The organism is Paenibacillus sp. FSL R7-0297, assembly GCF_038009025.1.
Taxonomy (GTDB): Bacteria; Bacillota; Bacilli; order Paenibacillales; family Paenibacillaceae; genus Paenibacillus_AQ.
Genome location: NZ_JBBPAQ010000001.1, coordinates 6,291,919 through 6,308,596 on the forward strand (window position 1 = coordinate 6,291,919; position 16,678 = coordinate 6,308,596).

The 16,678-nt window shown below is 45.9% G+C and carries 7 protein-coding genes and 3 pseudogenes; 3 read left to right on the top strand and 7 right to left on the bottom strand.

Going from position 1 to position 16,678, the window contains the following annotated elements; all coding sequences use genetic code 11:
• Positions 1–56: 56 nt before the first annotated feature.
• The 3 genes from MKZ24_RS27540 to MKZ24_RS27550 are packed head-to-tail and all read right to left on the bottom strand — an operon-like array spanning position 57 to position 5,540.
• Positions 57–4,148, bottom strand: a complete 4,092-nt coding sequence (locus MKZ24_RS27540) for an RCC1 domain-containing protein (protein WP_052416195.1) — start codon at positions 4,146–4,148, stop codon at positions 57–59.
• A 32-nt stretch (positions 4,149–4,180) separates the two neighbouring features.
• The gene (locus MKZ24_RS27545; protein ID WP_042234599.1) at positions 4,181–5,083 is read right to left on the bottom strand and encodes an esterase/lipase family protein; all 903 of its coding nucleotides are present in this window, start codon (positions 5,081–5,083) and stop codon (positions 4,181–4,183) included.
• A gap of 1 nt (position 5,084) precedes the next feature.
• Positions 5,085–5,540 carry a hypothetical protein gene (locus tag MKZ24_RS27550; RefSeq protein WP_042234596.1) on the bottom strand — a complete coding sequence of 152 codons (456 nt, stop codon included), beginning with the start codon at positions 5,538–5,540 and terminating at the stop codon, positions 5,085–5,087.
• Between the two features lie 262 nt (positions 5,541–5,802).
• Between MKZ24_RS27550 and MKZ24_RS27555 the strand changes: the two genes are divergently transcribed.
• Together MKZ24_RS27555 and MKZ24_RS27560 are read left to right on the top strand one after the other, a co-directional pair.
• Complete coding sequence (locus MKZ24_RS27555; protein WP_042234594.1) at positions 5,803–6,876, top strand: YheC/YheD family endospore coat-associated protein; 1,074 nt, start codon at positions 5,803–5,805, stop codon at positions 6,874–6,876.
• Between the two features lie 90 nt (positions 6,877–6,966).
• A pseudogene (locus MKZ24_RS27560) lies at positions 6,967–7,731 on the top strand (KamA family radical SAM protein); the annotation flags it as partial.
• A gap of 73 nt (positions 7,732–7,804) precedes the next feature.
• Here MKZ24_RS27560 and MKZ24_RS27565 read toward each other — a convergent pair.
• Positions 7,805–8,380, bottom strand: a complete 576-nt coding sequence (locus tag MKZ24_RS27565; RefSeq protein ID WP_042234592.1) for a DUF421 domain-containing protein — start codon at positions 8,378–8,380, stop codon at positions 7,805–7,807.
• A gap of 327 nt (positions 8,381–8,707) precedes the next feature.
• Here MKZ24_RS27565 and MKZ24_RS27570 point away from each other — a divergent pair.
• Positions 8,708–9,081, top strand: a pseudogene (locus MKZ24_RS27570) (YheC/YheD family protein); the annotation flags it as partial.
• A gap of 70 nt (positions 9,082–9,151) precedes the next feature.
• On the opposite strand, the gene MKZ24_RS27575 reads toward MKZ24_RS27570, so the two are convergent.
• From MKZ24_RS27575 to MKZ24_RS27580, 3 genes and pseudogenes are all read right to left on the bottom strand, one after another.
• A complete protein-coding gene (locus tag MKZ24_RS27575; protein WP_340788725.1) occupies positions 9,152–13,255 on the bottom strand; it encodes an S-layer homology domain-containing protein in 4,104 nt (1,367 codons plus the stop codon).
• Between the two features lie 30 nt (positions 13,256–13,285).
• Positions 13,286–14,038, bottom strand: a pseudogene (locus MKZ24_RS33175) (GLUG motif-containing protein); the annotation flags it as partial.
• Between the two features lie 150 nt (positions 14,039–14,188).
• Positions 14,189–16,483: a LuxR C-terminal-related transcriptional regulator gene (locus MKZ24_RS27580; RefSeq protein WP_340788727.1), complete on the bottom strand. Its 2,295-nt coding sequence runs from the start codon at positions 16,481–16,483 to the stop codon at positions 14,189–14,191.
• Positions 16,484–16,678 lie beyond the last annotated feature (195 nt).

A 16,678-nucleotide genomic window follows, 5' to 3' on the forward strand; every position in this document is an offset into this window, starting at 1 on the left:
GTAAAGGGGCGGTTATTTGCTTATTTAAGATATTAAACATTTAGAACTATCACCGTTCAAATTAATCTTCTTAATAAACTTTTATGAGAATATGCAATATCTTTTATTGGCGCCTCATTGAATGTAGGCGATGGAAATAATAAGACATTACTCAAATCGTTAGGAAGCACTTCAATTTCAACTAATCTTAAACTGTTCTCAAGATCAACAATTTCGAATGCTATGGACTGTTTACCAGACATCGTTAGAATTAATGGAATTTCTGCGATACCATCATGAAATTGAACATCAATTGTCGTAGTACCAGTAGCTGATAGCTCTACATCTCCGAATTTCCCAAAGAATTCAGTGTTTGAAATTGTATAACCTGACACCTTTACTTTAGCAATTCCATTTAATATACCTGTATTAATACCGTCATCACTATAGACACTATCAACAACACTTAACTTAACAATTGTTGGTTCACCAACATAGATTGTTGATTGAGCCATTTCAACAGAGCTATCAAGTTGTTTTTTTGTTTTTAAGATCATGTTATTTATCTCTATCCAACCTAACTCAGACCATTCCGACCACAAGTGTTCGTCAAACACTTTCACTTTCACTTGGAAGGCTTGACCTGACGGTAACGCTTCACTCACCATCCAAGTGTTCTCAGTAGCAGTCATCGGCTGACTCACGATGCCCGAATCCACTATTTCATTTCCACTTGCATCCAATATCTGCACCTGGTACGCCGCAAAACGTGTTAATGCTGCATCTTTTTGAATCCACCGGATGGTCGGCTGATTTACATTACTTTTCTCCGGTGCTTCTTTACTTCCCAAAGGATAGGTCAGTACTGCCTCTGGAGCCGTATTCTCTTTCACTAATGCAGGTGTTGTGTGCACATCCGTCGTCCCGTCTCCGAGCTGCCCATGTTGGTTAACGTCTCCCCAAGCCCACGCGCTTCCATCGGTTTTAACGGCCGCCGTATAAATCTTCCGTTGGTCGTCGTTGTACGCCACTCCTACAGCGCTCACTTCGCTTATTCCTTCAACTTTTACAGGTGTATATCCATCCCATCTCCACAAACTCCCATCTTCCCGGATCGCAAAGTTACCACCACCGCCTACGATAGTTTGAATTCCACTTAACGGGTTCAATGTGAAGACCCTCTGATAGTTGCCTCCCCACAGTACTACACTTCCATCTTTTTTCAGTGCAAGTCCACGATTACCTATTTCTCCTGCCACAATACTTGCTAAATCTTCTAATCCCGTCATTGGAACAGCCATTAACATGTTTGATCCTAACGATCCCGGGATTTGATAACTTCTTCCATCTCCCCATCCCCATGCCGTCCCTGCACTCGTCATGGCGTAAGCGTAACCCTTGCCTGCCGTGATTTGACTTATCCCACTGATGCCTAATACCCGCACAGGGGTACTCTGGTCTATTGTGGAATTATTCCCCAATTGTCCATTATAATTTTCGCCCCAGGACCACACGGTCCCGTCGTTTTTCAAGGCATAACTGCTATACTGACTTGCTGCAACGGCTACAATACCTTCCAAGCCCCGGACTTGGGTCGGTGTATTACTGTTATTTCCTGGTCCATTTCCCAACTGACCATATGCATTTCCTCCCCAGGTCCATACAGTTCCGTCCTCTTTTAACGCAATACTATGCTGTTTTCCTACTGCCACGGATTTTACACTGGTTAGTCCCTGAACGGAGACTGCTGTAGTTTTAGTCGAGTTCGTCCCATCTCCCAGTTCTCCAGAACTATTCATTCCCCAGCCTCTTACCGTTCCGTCTTCCTTTATCTGCAAAGTATGATCTGATCCCACTGCGAGATTTACTGGAGTTCGTACTGTGAAACTGGCTGCAATAGAGGAGTTACCTGCTTCATCCCGTGCAACAGCTTTGAATATATAATCTCTATTTGCTACAAGATTTTCAAATGTGAATTCAGGATTCACTACATTTCCAACTAACTTAGAATCTTGATATAAATCGTAACTAGTAACCGCTACGTTATCAGTAGATGGCGACCATGAGAGCGTCACTTTGTTTCCTCTCAACAGTTTCGTAATGAAATTCCTTGGTGATGAAGGATTTATTCTATCAACTTTAGCTTCCCCCGTAACTTCCTCACTAAGATTAGTTGCAATATCTGCCGCTCTCGCATAAATGGTATATAATCCTTCAGTATCAATAATTATAGGTGTTGTATAATCCTTCCATTCTCCCCTGTCAATCTTATAATGATATTTTTGAAATCCACTATTTGGGAAACCTTTATCCGTATCGAAACCTCCAGATAAGGTCACTGTGACGAACTGATTTGTCCATTTTAAAGGCTCAATTGTCATTATTGGTACGATAGGCTTTGTCCTATCAATTTTTGCTTCCCCAGAGACTTCTTCACTGAGGTTAGTAGCAGTGTCTACTGAGCGACCTATAACCTTAAATAAACCCTCCGTATCAATAATAATAGGTGTGGTGTAATCCTTCCATTCACCCCCATCAATCTTATATTGATACTTTTGAAACCCACTATTAGGAAAGCCTTTATCTGTATCAGTTCCACCCGACAATGTTATGGAGACCGACTGATTAGTCCATTTGGATGGTTCAATTGTCATTATCGGTTTAGGAGGATTGGTCTTATCAACTTTAGCCACCCCAGTTACTTCTGCACTAAGGTTAAATACATTGTCTACTGATCTGGCATACACATTGTATAAACCTTCTGAATCGATCACAAAAGGAACAGTATAGTCCTTCCACTCCCCGTCTTGGTTGATTTTGTACTGATATTTTTGAAAACCGCTATCAGCGTCTGTCCCGCCGCCTAATGTAATCGTTACATACTTATTCGTCCAAGCTGTTGGATCGATCGTCATTACGGGTACAGTCGGATTGGTAGTGTCTACCTTCACCGTTTCCGTTAAGACTTCCGAATCATTTCTATTCTTGTCTCGAACATACGACTTGAAATTATATATTCCTGTGTTAGGCAATGCTAATGGTTCTGTGTACTCTTTGTATTCAGAATCATTAAGATCATAAAAGTACTTATAAACACCAGATGCATTATCTTCTCCAGATAAGTTATAATAAACGTTTTTCCCATACCATTCATTGACGCCTTTTACCCCATCAATGTGTGAGCTTAGTGTTGGAATTGTTTCGTCTTGGGTTCCTCCAAGATCTAGATCAACAGTAGGGCTAATGCTACCTTCGAAGTTATCATCGCCATTCTGATCTATCTGAAGTACGACTTGCCCATTCTGATTAACATCGGCTATAAATACTGAAGTGGGAGTAACGGCAACATTATCAAAACGCAATGTTCTATCTTCAATATCTTTTTCATTTGCCCATACTATCGAGAAAGTTAATTCACCATATCCTGTACCAATGATACGAACTTTATAGTCTTCAGTATCATTAACTAGAGCAATCTTTGTTTCACCGTCTGTAAAGTAGTTGATGTCTGGGATTTTAGACTCAAAAGTTTCAGCGCCTGTTGGGCCTGTATGATTGCCTGAGGAATCATATATATGTAGTTCTACCGGACATTCCGCCTTGAATTTTAAAGTTTTTATTTCTTTAGTCTCATCACGAATTTTATCGGAGACAAATTCATTAGGTTTATCCTTTAAAATTTTCAAGATTTTTTGCTGCACTTCAGGACTCTTCACAAGACCTACATGAGACCTGCCAATATAAAAAGTTCGTGTTTCATCAAGCTTAAAACCTACTGTAGCACTTGATGTAGGAACAACGCCATCTCCCTGTATAACTTTCACGTCACTCAGATATTTATCGTTTAACGAAGGCACGTAGTAAACCAATTTACCAGGAGTTTCTCTCTGATCGCCAACTATAAAGTATGAATCTACCTTTTTTAGTGTATTAAGTACATCCAAAGAAGAATGAAAATTCTTGGCATTTTCAAGCAAGACATCATTTGACCAATCATTAGTATCCTTAATAAAATTCTCCGTTTCACTGAAGGTATTATATTTAGTAACTTTCACTTTAGGAGAGTCAGGCTTTGGATATGATTTAGTTTCAATATATCCGTTGGTTTGGTATGAAAAATAGGATTTATTGGGTAGTAACTCATAAATAGATGGCGTATTTTTCTCCAAATTTCTTACTGCAGAGCCAACTGTTAAATAAGCTAAGTATTCATTGTAAGATTTCCTGTTTCAAGCATATTGAACGCTTGTGGAGCGCCAAGAAATGGTGTGCCAATTGTGATCAATTTTTTTATTAGATTACTATTCCCTTGTCTGATAAATTCAGTGGCGACAAGTCCTCCCATACTATGAGCAACAATATAGTAGTTACTATATGGAGACGCAGCCCGCTCAATATTTATTCTTTCTTTCAACTTCTGTGCATTTATACTGGAGCCTAATCTCCAATCGTAAGGAAAATCAACGACGTGATATCCTTCATTTTTAAAGAAAGCAAGGATACCATCATAATCACTGATACTATTGCGAACACTTATGCTATTTTTACTTTCTCCTAAAGCGCTCATCTGCAGGCTATTAATTTGTTCGCGAATGCGAGGGACATTCTTGCTATCCTCAGGCTCCCATACCTGCTCATCTCCCAGAAACAACTCACTTCCCATGATTCCAGGTAAAAATATTATTCTATCTTTATAAACAGTAACCGTACACTCATTAGTATAGTAAGGTTGATCGGTCGGCTTTACAACAAATCTATAACTTCCTTCATCTTTGGGTTCATAAGAAAAATGGTCGCCCCAGCTTGATGGTTTATAATAATAATCCGCTTGTAAGACACCATCTTTATAAATATTAATGAGTACTGGGTGAGCCTCAGCATTAAAACTATAATTAATGTATATCTTTTCTCCATATTTCACGACTGCATTATCTGGGTATACTGATGTACTCAATATTCCGATCGAAGACTGTTCGGTTGGATTATTGCTGTATACAGATTCATGAACTGAATTAGCATATGTATAGTTTTGAAGATTTCCAGTTAGATTAAATAAAGAAACAAAAATTGTAATAATTATACTTAATGAAAATATTCTTTTCATATTACATTCCCCCTTTATTATTTAGAAAGAGTAGATTTTTTCTTATTTTGAATAGATAATATAGAGCCAAAATAAATTGAATAATAGAAATACTCCAAGGAAGCAGAAAGAGCATCTCCACTTGATATTCCGGAAAAAATTTAGTAGAAACAAAAACTCCATACTCACTATCGCCGTTATCTTGTATTGCTTTGAAAAATAAAAGAAGTAAAAGGCTTGAGAGCATAGTTACTAAAAACCAGTTGACATTGTACTTTATCCGCTGAGTTCTTATAAGCAAAAAAGAATTAGTAAAACATAACAAAAGCGGTATAAAATACACCTTAAATGAGATTTTTAATAATTCTGTTCCCCATCCCTCAATTTTTATCTTTAAAAAATAGATTAAGATTAGATGGAGCCCAACAACCAGTAATACATACAAAATAGCTTGAAGTACTGTCTTTATTGATTTCATCTTTCGTCCCCCTTTTCTACTCATTTACTAAAGCTCGTATGATATCATCGCCCTTCGTTGAGTATTCCCCCTACTTCACTAGCTCTGATACCATAATTGAATTCCCATGACTTATTTGAACTTAAATACTAAATACCCTTTTAATGTAATCATCGGAAAATTGAAGGATAAAATGAATAGTAAAACCTAACCACTGAGTTAGATAAAACTTTATTTAAACTGACTGAAGGTATATGACACAAGAAGACTTTGAGTTCTGAATATGCAGATAAACTCAAAGCAATTTCTCGCTTGTCATATATACGTCTATAATGCACGTGTCTTTGTGTTTACCCCCGCAGATGTGCATGTAAGCAAAGAACAGATCCATGCCCTTGTCTATGATGTCAAAAGCGGAACATGGTCGCGCAAATGGCGCTCCTTCCCGAATATGATCTATGACCGCTGCCGGATTCAGCGCAGCCAGCGGTTCCAGCAGTTGCTGCGCTTCCGCGCGCGGTATGATCATCTGACCTTCCTGAACCGTCCGCTGCGTAATAAATGGACGGTCCACCAGACCTTTTCACAGAAAAGCCGTTTCCGGCAGCATATGCCGGAGACTCTTCTATATCAGTCTTCCGCCGATCTCCACCGCATGCTGAAGTTCAGTCCGGTCGTCTACGTCAAGCCGATTAACGGCACGGGCGGACGCGGCATCCTGCGGATTGAGCGGCAGCGGGAAGGCAAGTCCCTCTACGATATCCAGGGACGCCGCCAGAGCCGGCAGATCATCGCGCCCCGCAAGGTGTCGCTGAGCCGCCTGGATTCGATTGTCCGCCAGTGGTGTCTCGGCGGACGGTTCCTCATCCAGCAGGGCATTCCGCTCCGCTTGCCAAGCGGCCGGTTCCATGACTACCGGATGCTCGTGCAGAAGAACGGCCAAGGCGTCTGGGAATTCACCGGCATGGCCGGCCGGGTAGGCGCGGCCCGCAGCGTCACCTCGAACCTCCATGGCGGCGGGCATGCGATGCGGGCCGAGGCCCTGCTGAAGCAGTGGCTCGGCAGCGAAGAGCGGGCCGACAAGGCCATGCGCACCGCAGAGAAGCTGGGAATCGAAGCTGCCGCGTACCTCGAAGATAGCTTCGGCGCGCTCTGCGAGCTGGCCCTGGACCTCGCGATCGACCGCGAGGGCAAGATCTACGTGCTGGAGGTCAACCCCAAGCCGGCCCGCGAGGTCTTCGCCCGCTCCGGCGACAATAGCACTTACCGCAAAGCGCTGGTACGCCCGCTGGAATATGCGATGTGGGTGTATAAGAACAAGAATACGCCGAGCTCGGCGAAGACGGTTGAGGAATGAAAGATTGGTAATGAACAGCAATGAACCGCTCCTTCACAAATACAGAAGGGGCGGTTCTTATTACTGAATCAATAAAAATAGGTAAGGTATATAACAGATATTAACAAAATTGAGTTATTGTCTGAGTCGGAGAAAGAAAAACTTAAAGAAATCACAGACAGATTTGTTTTCCGTGTCAATAGCTATTATCTTTCTTTGATTAACTGGGACGATCCGTAGGATCCTATTCGAAAACTAGTCATACCAGGTGAAGGAGAGCTAATGGAATATGGCCGCTGGGATGCTTCAGATGAGGATACAAATTATGTTGTACCAGGCTGTCAGCATAAATACAGAACGACAGCACTTCTAATCGTATCCGAGGTTTGCGGGGCTTACTGCCGCTATTGCTTCCGTAAACGGTTGTTCCGTAATGATGTGAAAGAGGCTCAGTCTGATGTCACACTAGGATTGGTATATATTTCAAGTCACCCCGAGATTAACAATGTACTTCTAACGGGGGGGGAGACAGTCTGATTCTCTCGACTTCGAAGCTTCGTTCAATCATTGAAAGTCTTAGAGCGCATATATGAAGATCAAGAGCTGCTGAATTTGATTCAGACTCATTCTACTGAAGACAAACGGATATATGTGATGGCACACATTAATCATCCTCGTGAAATAACACCTGAAGCCAAAAAAGCTTTTAAAGCTCTTCATAACGCTGGAGCTATTGTCGTTAATCAGACACCGGTTCTCAAAGGTAAAAACGATGATCCCGTTATTCTCGGAGAACTTCTGGACCGACTTTCGTGGGCTGGAGTCACGCCTTACTATTTCTTCGTTAACCGTCCTATCGCCGATAACCGGGAGTTTGCTGGGGGAAATCAGGGAATTGGTTCAAATCATGCAGAAGTACGAATAAGAAGCTAAAGATCCTATTTTCAGCTTACTGCAGTGTGGGGTCGATATCCTTTTCATGGTTGTTTTGGCTAACCTCTTTGAAAAGCGAACCTTGCTCCAAAGCATCTTCTGACTTCAGGCCGAGCAAACGTTCTAATTCCCCAATGGTCACTGGTTTGGCATGCCGCATTAGTTCATATCCTAATTGGCCGTTTGGTTCAAGTGTAGCGGTTTGGACATCTGTGAAGTTCGTAATCCCTTGCTCTCTGAGCCTTATTTCAAGTTGGTCTACTGACATACGAATGGAGCGAAGAGTAGTAATGTTGATTTGTCCGTTTTCAATAACGATCTTGGATTGGCCACTAAGCACCTTTTCAAGCCAATTAAATTTCAATTGTAAATATTCAATAATTAATAATGACACAATAAATACCGAAGCAGAGCCTATCGCTTGCCACAATTCATGATTCGCAATAGGTTGAACTATGGTAGTACCGATTGAGATCATTATTACCGTCGTCGCTACACTCATCTGCGAAATTGATTTTCTGCCGGCAATTCTCAGAAGAATCATTCCGACTAAGACTAGAAAAGCAGATTTCCATATCCAAGCTAGATCCATCAGATCATCCTCCAGAAATACCGATTTCAATTAGTATGTAATTCTAAATTGTATCCTATTCAAAATTTATCCATGATGCATATATTGAACCTTTCCATTACAAAGACACTCCAGAACTATAAAAAAAACAATTAAGAGCTTCTTCCTCGATCTATTGTGGGAGAAGCTCTTCTCTCTCCTATTCACAAAATTCACGCCAGCGTACTTATGCCTTGCGGTTTGACTTAATGATTCGTTAACATAAGGCGAATTGTATTACGGGCCACTCAAACTCTTTGATTGAGATTGTTTATGATGTTAAAAGCGGAACATGGTCGCGCAAGCGGCAAGTTCCTCGTCCAGCCGGATATTCCGCAGCAGCTGCCCAGCAGCAGGTTCCATGACTACCGGATGCTCGTGCAGAAGAACGGCCAGGGCTTCTGGGAATTCATCGGCATTGACCGGCCAGGTAGCCGCTGCGCATACCAAGAAGACAGCTTCGGCGCACGCTGCGAGCTGGCACTGGACCTCGCATCGACCGCGAGGGTAAGATCTACGAGCTGGAGGTCAACCCGAAGCCAGCCCGCGAGGTCTTCGCCCGCTCCGGCGTCAGCGGTACCTACCGCAAAACGCTGGTCCGCCCGCTGGAGTACGCGATGTGGGTGTATAAGAACAAGAATACACCGAGCTCGGCGAAGACGGTTGAGGAGGAAATGGAATAGATCGACAAACAACCGCCCTTTCGCAGGTTTGCGAAAGGGCGGTTGTTTACTAGATTACGTGATCCTTAATTCATTTTCCCCGTTGTGCCAGCAGCTTCAGCAGAACCGTCACAGCCTCAGCTCTTGTAGCAGAGTCTTGCGGAGCAAATTCGTTGTTGCCCTTCCCTTGCACGATACCCGCTTGCTTCACGAAATCAATGCTGGCCTTTGCCCAGCCTGGAATATTCTTATCGTCAGCGAAGCTGGTGGTCAGCTTGACTCCGGTAGACTCACCCAGCGCTTTGGCGAGGATGACCGCCATCTCGGCGCGTGTGATTTCTGCATTCGGACGGAAACCGCCGTCCTCATAACCTGTAATTATGCCTGCTTGAACCGCCTGTGCGATGGCTGTCTGCGCCCACACTCCAATTGTAGCTGAATCTGCGAATTTCAGATCCGCCCCTGCTCCTTGATGCTTCAGCGCATTCATCAGCATCACAGCGAATTCCGCACGCGTCACTGAATGATTCGGCTGGAACGTTCCGTCCAGGTAACCCTTAACCATGCCCATGCTCAACGCTTGCTGGATGTTGGCTTCTGCCCAATGTCCAGCGACATCACTCAGGATAACTTCCGTAGGACTCTCCGTGACCGGCGCTCTTACTGGCAATCCCGTCACTTCGTCTACACTGAGCACTGCATATTTCCCGAAGTGATCCACTTCCACAATGATGTGATTCCCTTCGCTCTTGCCGCCTGCGACTTCAATCCAGGCTTTCTTCACCTCATCATAATAGAATACCGCTGCTAGTTGGTTGCTTGTCACAAGGGCTGGATCAAAGGCAATGTTCAACCTAACCGGTTTAATGAAGTTCTCCAGGAAGTTTTTGGTAACCTCGTACACGGGACTGAGCAGGAGCTCGTTATTTGGGAAAAGCTTTTGTGGATCCAGCACCTTTTCAATGGATAATATCAACTCTTTGTTTATAGCTCCGGCGGGAATTGAAATCTTGATGGCATCCTCGAAGCTAACTTCACCCGCCTGGTTTACGGGAAGCGTTAATGTACCGTTGGTACTGCTAACAATGATATTCGTTGGGAGGATGAAAGTACTTCCAGGGTCAATACTAACAAGCTGTGTAGCCGGGAATTCGGCAGTTATAATGCCTGAGTCCGCTGCATTCGTCGTTGATGCTCCAGCAACAGTGAAGAAGTTCGCAGGCACTCCCGTTAAGGTATACCCTGGCTTGGCCGTGATTGTAATCATCGCCGTATACGCCGTGCCTGGGGCAAATACGGTCATCGCTGGTGACCAGCTAACCGTGGCTATATATTCTGGCGAATAAGTCGCCGTCGTTACCGGCGTAGTCCCGATGATCGGTGCGGTCACACCCATTATCCCGGGTGTAGTAATTGGAACGTTTGATACAGGCACTTCCGTGACAGGCAACGCTGCCGTCGCCGGGAACTCGGCGGTTACCACTCCTGAATCTGCTGTATTGGTGGTGCTAGCTCCCGGTACGGTAAAGAAGTAGGCAGGTACTCCAGTTAAGGTATACCCCGGCTTGGGCGTGATTGTGATCGTCGCCGTATAAGCCGTTTCTGGAGCAAATAAGGTCGTCGCTGGTGACCAGCTAACCGCGGCAGAATATTCTGACGAGTACGTTACCATCGTTACCGGTGTGGCACCGGTTAGCGGTGCAGTTACACCCGCTATCTCTGCTGCCTTGATGGGAATAGCTGACACAGGCACGATCGCCGTCGCCGGGAATGCGGCGGTTACCACTCCTGAATCTGCTGTATTGGTGGTGCTAGCTCCCGGTACGGTAAAGAAGTAGGCGGGTACTCCAGTTAAGGTATACCCCGGCTTGGGCGTGATTGTGATCGTTGCGGTATACGCCGTTCCTTCACCAAAGCTTGCGTCTGCCGGAGTCCAATCTATCGCCGCTGTATACTCTGCCGTGTCCGCTATCGATGCTGTCGGCGCTTCACCTGCGACCGGCGCAGTCACTCCAGCTATCGCTGCCGTCTGGATAGGCACCGCTGCCGTCGCCGGGAATGCGGCGGTCACTACACCTGAATCCGCTGCATTCGTCGTTGTAGCTCCCGCTACAGTGAAGAAGTCTTTAGCCACTCCTGCTAAAGTGTAACCTGGCTTGGGCGTGAGGCTGATCTTCGCCGTGTAAACTGCTGCTCCCGCAAACTTCGCGTCTGCCGGAGTCCAATCTATCGCCGCTGTATACTCTGCCGTATCCGCTATCGATGTTGTCGGCGCTTCACCTGCGACCGGCGCAGTCACTCCAGCTATCGCTGCCGTCGTGATAGGTATCGCTACCGTCGCCGGGAATACAGCGGTCACTACTCCATTATCCGCTGCATTCGTCGTTGTAGCTCCCGCTACCTTGAAGAAGTCTTTAGCCACTCCTGCTAAAGTGTAACCTGGCTTGGGCGTGAGGCTGATCTTCGCCGTGTAAACTGCTGCTCCCGCAAACTTCGTGTCTGCCGGAGTCCAATCTATCGCCGCTGTATACTCTGCCGTGTCCGCTATAGATGCTGTCGGCGCTGCACCTGCGACCGGCACGGTTACTCCAGCAATCGCTGCCGTCGTGATAGGTATCGCTGCCGTCGCCGGGAATACAGCGGTCACTACTCCTGAATCCGCTGCATTCGTAGTGGTTGCTCCGACTACAGTGAAGAAATCTTTAGCTACTCCGGCTAAAGTGTACCCCGGCTTGGGCATGAGGCTTATCTTCGCCGTGTAAACTGCTGCTCCCGCAAACTTCGTGTCTGCCGGAGTCCAATCTATCGCCGCTGTATACTCTGCCGTGTCCGCTATCGATGCTGTCAGCGCTTCACCTGCGACCGGCGCGGTCACTCCAGCTATCGCTGCCGTCGTGATAGGTATCGCTGCCGTCGCCGGGAATACGGCGGTCACAACTCCTGAATCCGCTGCATTCGTAGTGGTTGCTCCGACTACAGTGAAGAAATCTTTAGCTACTCCGGCTAAAGTGTACCCCGGCTTGGGCGTGAGGCTGATCTTCGCCGTATAAATCGCTGCTCCCGTAAACTTCGCGTCTGCCGGAGTCCAGTCTATCGCCGCCGTATACTCTGCCGTGTCCGCTATCGATGCTGTTGGCGCTTCACCTGCGACCGGCGCGGTCACTCCAGCTATCGCCGCCGTCGTGATAGCTATCGGTGCCGTCGCCGGAAATACGGCGGTCACAACTCCTGAATCCGCTGCATTCGTAGTGGTTGCTCCGACTACAGTGAAGAAATCTTTAGCTACTCCGGCTAAAGTGTACCCCGGCTTGGGCATGAGGCTTATCTTCGCCGTGTAAACTGCTGCTCCCGCAAACTTCGTGTCTGCCGGAGTCCAATCTATCGCCGCTGTATACTCTGCCGTGTCCGCTATCGATGCTGTCGGCGCTTCACCTGCGACCGGCACGGTCACTCCAGCAATCGCTGCCGTCGTGATAGGTATCGCTGCCGTCGCCGGGAATACAGCGGTCACTACTCCTGAATCCGCTGCATTCGTAGTGGTTGCTCCGACTACAGTGAAGAAATCTTTAGCTACTCCGGCTAAAGTGTACCCCGGCTTGGGCGTGAGGCTGATCTTCGCCGTATAAATCGCTGCTCCCGTAAACTTCGCGTCTGCCGGAGTCCAGGCTATCGCCGCCGTATACTCTGCCGTGTCCGCCAGAGCCGCAACCGGAGTTTCTCCAGCTACCGGCACAGTCACTCCATCAATTGCTGCTGATTGGATAGGTACAATCTTGATATCCTGGGCATCTACACTCCGGATATGTTCAGCAATCGCTGGTTGTGCAGCCCCTTTTACCCGTAAATAAATCTTATCGCCTAGTCTGACTACAATGTTGTCCACGCTTGTATCGACTATCGGCGTGTACGAGCCTGTGTTGACTTTATACTCCATCCCACTTGCCACGCCGGTTAACTTCGTCGTTCCTGCATTCGTTCCTGGTGTCAAAGCTATAAACGCCCATAACTCAGGATAATGTCCTGGAAGCATATACCAATCTTCGCTGAAATCCCAGTCACTAAATGTGGTTGGATCTTGCATTTCTGCGGTTGTTTTACCCGTACCTTTCCTGGTATCCGTCTGTCCTGTTGTGCTACTATCGTAGAAGCTGTTGCTAATGGTTCCACTGGAGAGGTAAGCAACCAAGCCCCCCATATCATAATAATTACTCCCACTCACATTTCCTGTGGCATAACTATTGATAATGGTTCCATCGTTTCTAGCAACCAATCCGCCCACTAAAGATCTTCCAGCAATACTTCCTGTGGCGTAACTGTTTTTGATGATTCCGTTGCTGTAATTACTACCAACCAAGCCACCACTTATTCCATTTCCAGTAATACTTACCAATGCGTAGCTGTTGCTAATAGTTCCGTAGTTTTCATTAACTAAACCTGCTGAACCATTCACGATTCTTCCGGTCACGTAAGTGTTGCTAATAGTTCCGTAGTTAGTGGATAACAAACCACCCGATGAGTACCTTCCTTGCACCTCAATATCTTCCAGAATCATATTGGTAATATTCCCTGTAGACCTTCCAAACAATCCGACCTCAAAAACAATAAAAGGTTGATCAATTTTCAGATTTGTGATTTTAAATCCATTGCCGTCCATGTTCCCACTAAACGGAGAACTGCTGGAGCTATTGGCACTATAGATCCTCACTCCTATCGGCATCCAATTATCATAACTACTCAAATCAATATCAGCTATTAAATTAAAATAAAGACCTGGATCCAAATAGTTCCTAACCTCACTCAGTTGATCGGCCGTTGCAATCTGATAAGGATCACTTGCTGTACCCGTTCCTCCAGCGAAGCCTCCCGCAGCATGAGCCGTCCCACCTCCAGGTGCAATAACCCCCGATATTCCTCCTATTACCATTAGTAGCACCAGAAAAACCGACAATCCTTTTTTATACGCCTTATTCATACGCATTCCCTCCTCCAAAACTTCTCCACTTCATATATCTCTCACAAATATTTCCGATCTCCTAGCTTCTTTGTGTCATTTCTCATTGTATTCATCCCACTATAAGCCTTTCCGTGCAAAAAAATAACTCCCCATTTGGGGAGGTAGGCCTAATAATTATTCAACGAATATCTTTAACTCTTTGGCACGCTGCAAGGCATGTATCCGATTGTTCGCTTCAAGCTTTCTATACACATTCCGGATATGAAACTTTACAGTTTCGCCAGTGATGTTTAGATCTGATGCAATTTCCTTGTTCGCCAAACCAGCCGCAATCAATACTAGGACCTTCGTTTCCTGATCGGTCAGTAGTTCTTTACGGGGCTGTTCGGCTGGTAAGCTGTCTTGGCTCTTGACCTGCATAGCCTGAAGCAGTTGCTGCACATAACCAGAAGTAACAAGCAGCTTATCCCCCAAGTGATTATCTTGAAGTCTCTTCCCATAAGCCGCCAGAAGCTCTGCCATCACAGGGCCTTCATCTATAAAGCTGCGAATATACCCCCCCGGCTCTGCCTTTTGCAGGGCTGCCTCTACCTGAATCAGCGCCGCCTCCATTTGACCAGAGCGCTGAAGCGTCAGACTTTGCAGAATGATGACCTGAATACGATCACGCAGACGGTCTTCCCTCCCCAACATGCGATTTAACTGTTCCAGCAAGTACAGTGCTTCATCCATCCGCTCACAAGCAATAAGTACTCTGGCAAAAGCAAGATATTCTGTCACCCGATTCAACGAAACCTCATCCGTATGCGCAAGACCGCAGCTTTGCAGCCAGTCTAAAGCCTCTTGAAGTAAGCCTTGCTCCAGGGACAGACAAGCCTGTTCTGCTTCAATTCTGTACATAAACAATTCGTAATCCGGAGAGGCAATTTGCATTTTCAACTCGTTCAGCAGCGCTCTGGCCCGGATCGGATTGCCTTTTGCTTGCTGGATCCGTGAAGCATTCATGGATATTTGGATCATTATCCGCGCAAAGGGCTGCATATCCTGGCGTCCGAGCACCATCGCAGCATACCTCTCCGCCTCTTCGAGCCGGTTCCACTCGTATAACAGCTTGCTGTAGGAAGCGCATAAGAATCCGAGAAAAGGGTATTCCTGCTTGTTCTGCCACACGCTGATCCATTTGGGCAGGAATGCATCCGCTGCATGAAGATCATTGATATGGGTCAATAGATCGTCAAATGAATCAAAGCCCTGGTATCTGTTGCGTCCCACCGTCTGAAAGAAACTGCCTTCCGGCATATACTGCTCAACCAGCCCGAAGTAGTCTGACGTTCGTTCCAAATCTTTGTGCAGATAGGAGGTGATCGCATGGAAAAAGTAGATATTGCCCATGGCCTGCTTCCATTCCGCATCCGATACTTTGCCCTCCAGTGCTTGAAACCGGATGGTTGCCTGTTTCACTCTGTGAAAAGCTTCGGTCCATTCCCCAACGCCCAATAAGACAGAAATATAAAATAATTCAACCATTGGCTTCTCAGCAAAGGAGTTTTCCGGTAAAACAGAGACCCATCGGATCAATACAACACTTTTCGTCTGGACTAACGTATGTAGATTTTTCTCAATTAACCGGACAGCATCCGGATAATATTTCCCTTCTAAATAATGTTCCACCGCTTCTTCGTCAAAGCCTTGTGACTCCAGCCACTCTGCCGCGCGAACATGCACCTGCATCCATTGATCTGTGTCTGTTCTGAACAATAGCTGCTGTAAGAAATCCGAGAGCAGGTGATGATACCTGTACCATGTCCGATGATCATCCAAGGGGACAATGAATAAATTCATTTGCTCCAGTCTCTCCAATTGTGCTTGAGCATTCGCCTGACCGGTTACTGCCTGGCATAAGGAAGCGTTCATGCGGTTCAGGATGGAGGTTTCCAATAAAAAAGCACGTATCTGCTCCGGCTGATGGTGAAATACCTCTTGCAGCAAATAATCGGAAATATCATGCTGATGGCCGCTGAACTGCTGAAGGGTAGCCGAAATATTGTCACTTTGCTTCAAAGAAAGGGCTGCCAGCTGCAAGCCGCTGATCCAGCCTTCCGTCTGCCGGAACAGCATCTCCACTTGGTCTGGAGTTAAGCCTAAATCCGTTGTTTCGCGAAAAAAAACAAGTCCTTCGTCCAAATGAAAACGCAAATCCTGCATTTTAATCTGATGGAATTCACCTTTGGCCAGCAGCCTGGCAGTAGGTATGGACAGATCCGTACGACTTGCAATATAGAGGTGAATATGTGGAGGTAAATGCTCTAGCAGATAGGTGATGGATTGATGAATAGCGGGAAGTTCTATGACATGATAATCATCGAGTATAACTACCAATTCGTTCGGAAAAGCATTCAATGCATTCAACAATTCCATAATCGCAGGCTCTGAAGATTGTGAAGGACCGCTATCCAGCAGGGATTGCACCGCTAAGCCGAATCCGGGCTCTCTCTCCTGAATAGAAGCGGTGAAGTAACTCCAGAACTGGATCCAATCATTATCCTGTGCGTCCAGCGAAACCCAGGCCACAACGCTGAGGCATTGTTTCACCCATTCACTTAATGCCGTAGTTTTGCCATATCCAGCCTGAGCGGAAATCAGTGTTAACTTAGCCTCCCTTCC

Bases quoted from the DNA above. Each gene is read 5' to 3' on its own strand.
- MKZ24_RS27545 (WP_042234599.1), bottom strand. From the start codon at position 5,083: ATGAAAAGAATATTTTCATTAAGTATAATTATTACAATTTTTGTTTCT.
- MKZ24_RS27550 (WP_042234596.1), bottom strand. From the start codon at position 5,540: ATGAAATCAATAAAGACAGTACTTCAAGCTATTTTGTATGTATTACTG.
- MKZ24_RS27555 (WP_042234594.1), top strand. From the start codon at position 5,803: ATGCAGATAAACTCAAAGCAATTTCTCGCTTGTCATATATACGTCTAT.
- MKZ24_RS27565 (WP_042234592.1), bottom strand. From the start codon at position 8,380: ATGGATCTAGCTTGGATATGGAAATCTGCTTTTCTAGTCTTAGTCGGA.
- MKZ24_RS27575 (WP_340788725.1), bottom strand. From the start codon at position 13,255: ATGGGGGGCTTGGTTGCTTACCTCTCCAGTGGAACCATTAGCAACAGC.